Below are 3787 nucleotides of genomic sequence, written 5' to 3' on the forward strand. Positions count from 1 at the left end.
CCGGCACCGGTCGATCCGGAGGTGCAAAAGCAAGCCGCCAAGCAGGCCGGCAAGAACCGCTCGACGACCTTCGACCCCGCGACCGAGAACGTGGCACCCAGGACCAGGGGAGCCACGTCCGCGTCTTCTTCCACCGCCGCTGGATCGTCCGCATCCTCACCCACGATGCGTCGAACATCACGAATCTCGATGCCTCCTGCGGGCGGGTCGCCGAGGTGAACGATGACTCCGTACGCGATCCGCATCTTGGACACGATCGCGGCCCCCTGCGTGTCACCCACATCTCCGACCTGTCCGAAGGGCTCGAACATCAGCGTGGTCCAATAACTGCCGGCGTCGCCCTGAAAGTCCTCGGGGACGACGATCTGGTACCGAAACTGCCGACGCTCTTGCGGGGCCAGGACGAACTCGGTCGCTTCCGGCACGAGGAACGGAGCGGCCGACGCCTCCACGCTTCCAGGCTCGACGAATCGGCGTTGCGGTGCCGGCTGACGATCGAGGATTCGGACGTCGACCCGTTGGACCTCATTGGTGGCGTTCGTCACCGTGACGGCCCCCTCGTAGGTGTCCCCCACCTCCAGTTGGACGGTCTCCGTCAGGCTTCCAGGAATGGCGATGTTCGCATGGGCGCACGCAGCCAGACCAAGGCCGACGACCGGTAAAACAACCGAGCGAAGCATCCGTGTCCGGCTCCGACGAAAGCTCGCCTCCGCTGCACGCTCTCGAGCCCTGCCACAACCCCATGTCGGGCCAGGCCAGACGTTGGAACGCGTACCGGTCGGAACGATCACGGATCGGAGACGGTGTAGCGAATTTCGACGTCGGTCGAGATGCCTTGCGTCGGCCCCGAACCGACTTGCTTGAGGTAGTAGTTCACGTTTTCCGTGAACTGCCCGACTTCGTTCGTGATGCTGCTGCCGGCGTCGATCGCACCAGTTCCATCGTTTCCAACGATCGACACCGTCTTGAACTCCTCACCATTCCAAAACGGCGTGTTGTCCGACGAAGCATTTGCTCCGTTTTTCGCTACACCGAGCTCCAAGTAGTTGCTGGCGTCCGCAACGAAGACGGTGTCGCTCGGCGAGATGGTGGATACGTCGGTCCCATCGACGCTGATGACTTCAGCCCTGACGTCGGAGCTCGACGTCGCAAAGGCAAACGTCACGGTCCCGACGAAGACTCTCGCGTACCCATCAGCGTCCACGCCGTCCAGGCTGAGAGACGTGGCGGGCGGGGCCTCAATCGTGCTCACGTATTCAAACGTGACGTTCAACTCCGTGCTGTCCGTCGCCGAGACCTGTGCAAGCGCCAGCCCAGAGCTGACGGCAGCGAACAGAGCGACGACCAGACTGCGCACGACGTTTCCGCCCGCTACGTACATCCCGTACCTCCACGCCGTCGAACGATGCGCTGCGCGCCTGCCGACGAAACAAGACGATGCTTGATCGAACCGCATACGGTCACGACCCGTCCGCAACGGTGAACGTGATTTCGACAGGCTCGTCAAAATTGTCGCCCGGTCCCGTTCCCGTCCGAGTCAAGTAGAACCGGATGCTCTCGTTGTGGGTCGCGGACTGACCGTAGTTGTCCAAGATGTCGGACGTCGCGTCGGTGTCAACGTTCACCTCAACAAAGTCCTCACCGTTATTGAACGAGGAGATTGAGCCGTTTCCAATCCCGACGCTGAAGTAGTTGTTCGCGTCGGCTGCAAGGCCTACAGTTTGGGGCGAAGTCGTACCGGTCGTGATGTCGGTATCGCCAACCTTGGTGATTTCGGCCCGCAAATCCGTTCCGGACGTCGCGAACGTGTACTCAATCGTCTGCTCGTCCGTCGAAGGTGTGCTCGGGGTCGACACGTTCGTGATGCTGATCGCAATGGGTCCCGCCGGTGCATCGACGTTGTTTCCGAGGGTGTAGCCCACGGACACGGTCTGCGTGTCCGACGCGGAGAAGGTTTGCGCCATGGTCACGCTGAGTGCGAGGGGCACGAGGAGCAGCAACACACCCAACCTCCGCTCGGCCCGTGCTCCAGTTCGACCGCCACGGCGCGATCGGTCAAGGCGTTGAGTCATCATTCAGTTTCCTTCCTGTACGGTGAACGTGACGACGATGGTCGTTTCCAGATTCTCACCCGGCCCGAAATCCGGTCTCCTCAGCGCAAAGAAAATGTCTTCCTGATGCGTGGACGCCTGTCCGTAGTTACTCAGGATCGAGACGCCGTCGTCGTCGATCGCCACCGGATACCACGTATCTTCGTCGTTCAAGCGAATGTCGCGCCCCCCAGGTTGTCCAACGATGAGCTCGAGCCTGGAATCGCGCAACTGCGTCCCTGAGAGCGCAGGATCGGCGAGGCCGACGTCGGCCGGGGAATTCGTTTCCGTCGACGCACCGTCGACAGACGTGATGTCCGCGTAGACGGTCGCGGTCGCTGTCGCCAACGTGTACTCAAGCGGCACGGAGGCCGTCTCCACGGTCTCGGGGGAGACGTTCGTCATGCTCAAGGTCAGCGTGTCAGGCGCAACGACGTTGTTCCCGAGGTCGTAGTCGATCGATACGACTTGAACGTCCGACTCCGAAGACTGGGCATGTGCGAAGCCCACGAGCGAAAGAACGACGCTGACCAAACCAATCCACGACAAAGCGCCATGGTGGCGCCCGCGTGGCGCACACTCATCGGGGCCGCGTGGCGTCAGTCCAGCCGGCATCATGGGTCCGACACCGTGAATTGAAGTTCGATATCGGTCGTGATGTTTTGGGCTGGCCCTGCACCCGTGCGCTTCAACCGGTACGTCATATCCTGGACGAACTCACCGACCTCGTTGTTCGAAACGGACGAGAAAACGCCGGTTGAACCGTCATTTCCGTCAAGGGTCACGTCCAACCAATTCGATGCATCCCAAAGAGGCTCGAAAGAACCATCTGCCTTCACGACACCGAGTCGAAGAGAGTTCTGTGAATCGTTCGGATCGTAGAAGAAGGTGTCGACTGGCGAGGTGGTATCCGTCGTGGAGACCCCGACCTTTAACACCCGAACTTTCAGGTCCGACTGCGAGGTAGCGAAGGAGTATTGAACCGTCTGATTGGCTAAATCTTGTTCCCCGTCAGCATCGACGCCGTCCATGGCCAAGCTTGTGGAACCGGGCGCGACGATCGTGCTTACGTAGGTAAAACCGACGTCCAACTGTGTCGTGTCCGATGCCGACACCTGCGCCCAGGCCATTGACGCGCCCGATACGAAAAGCGCCATACTTAGCGTCAGCACCGATCGTGGTGCGTGCATGCCACTCCACCTCCTTTTCGGCGTTCGCTCGTGAATCTCAACAACGCCATATAGACGAGGGTAGGGGCGGGCCGTTATTCGTTCGTTATCGGGTGCACTCTACGGCCCAGCCATCAAGTCCGTGACACCGGTCTCGGCAAGAGCAGTGCGAGCGCGTTCCACCCCGTACGACACCCGATACGAAGTACACGTTTCGTCGTGCTCGAGGCCCGCACACGACCAAGTTCATACGACCGACGACGCCAGAACACAGGCAGGGGCTTCGTACCTCGCGGACGCGGGGGCCAACCGAGAGGCGGTACGCGTCACCAGGCCTCGCGGCCCAACAGAAGCTGAATGGGTCGATGGCGCGCTCGGTGCCACCCCCACATACACCTCACCTCGACGTGAATCGGTACACGACCTCCGACCGGTACCCCGACCCGCCGTCGAGGTGCGCCCCGAACGGGTGGTCGAGGAACGCCGGGCCGGGGAAGCGTTGCGGTTCGAGGGCGACGCCGCCGTAGG

At 61.5% G+C, this 3787-nt stretch carries 5 protein-coding genes; all 5 read right to left on the bottom strand.

Features of this window, described 5'->3' with window-relative positions:
• Positions 1–680, bottom strand: a 680-nt coding sequence (locus RI554_10795; protein ID MDR9392503.1) for a hypothetical protein, incomplete at its 3' end; no start/stop codon positions are given.
• Positions 681–787: 107 nt separating this feature from the next.
• Positions 788–1357: a hypothetical protein gene (locus RI554_10800; GenBank protein MDR9392504.1), complete on the bottom strand. Its 570-nt coding sequence runs from the start codon at positions 1355–1357 to the stop codon at positions 788–790.
• Positions 1358–1460: 103 nt separating this feature from the next.
• On the bottom strand, positions 1461–2003 hold the full coding sequence (locus RI554_10805) for a hypothetical protein (GenBank protein MDR9392505.1): 543 nt from the start codon (positions 2001–2003) through the stop codon (positions 1461–1463).
• Positions 2004–2075: 72 nt separating this feature from the next.
• Positions 2076–2639, bottom strand: a complete 564-nt coding sequence (locus RI554_10810; protein MDR9392506.1) for a hypothetical protein — start codon at positions 2637–2639, stop codon at positions 2076–2078.
• A 65-nt stretch (positions 2640–2704) separates the two neighbouring features.
• Positions 2705–3280: a hypothetical protein gene (locus RI554_10815; protein MDR9392507.1), complete on the bottom strand. Its 576-nt coding sequence runs from the start codon at positions 3278–3280 to the stop codon at positions 2705–2707.
• Positions 3281–3787 lie beyond the last annotated feature (507 nt).

The sequence above is a fragment of the Trueperaceae bacterium genome, assembly GCA_031581195.1.
Taxonomy (GTDB): domain Bacteria; phylum Deinococcota; class Deinococci; order Deinococcales; family Trueperaceae; genus SLSQ01.

What these genes read in the sequence shown, in the direction of transcription:
- RI554_10815 (MDR9392507.1), bottom strand. Translation starts at nt 3,280, where the DNA reads ATGCACGCACCACGATCGGTGCTGACGCTAAGTATGGCGCTTTTCGTA.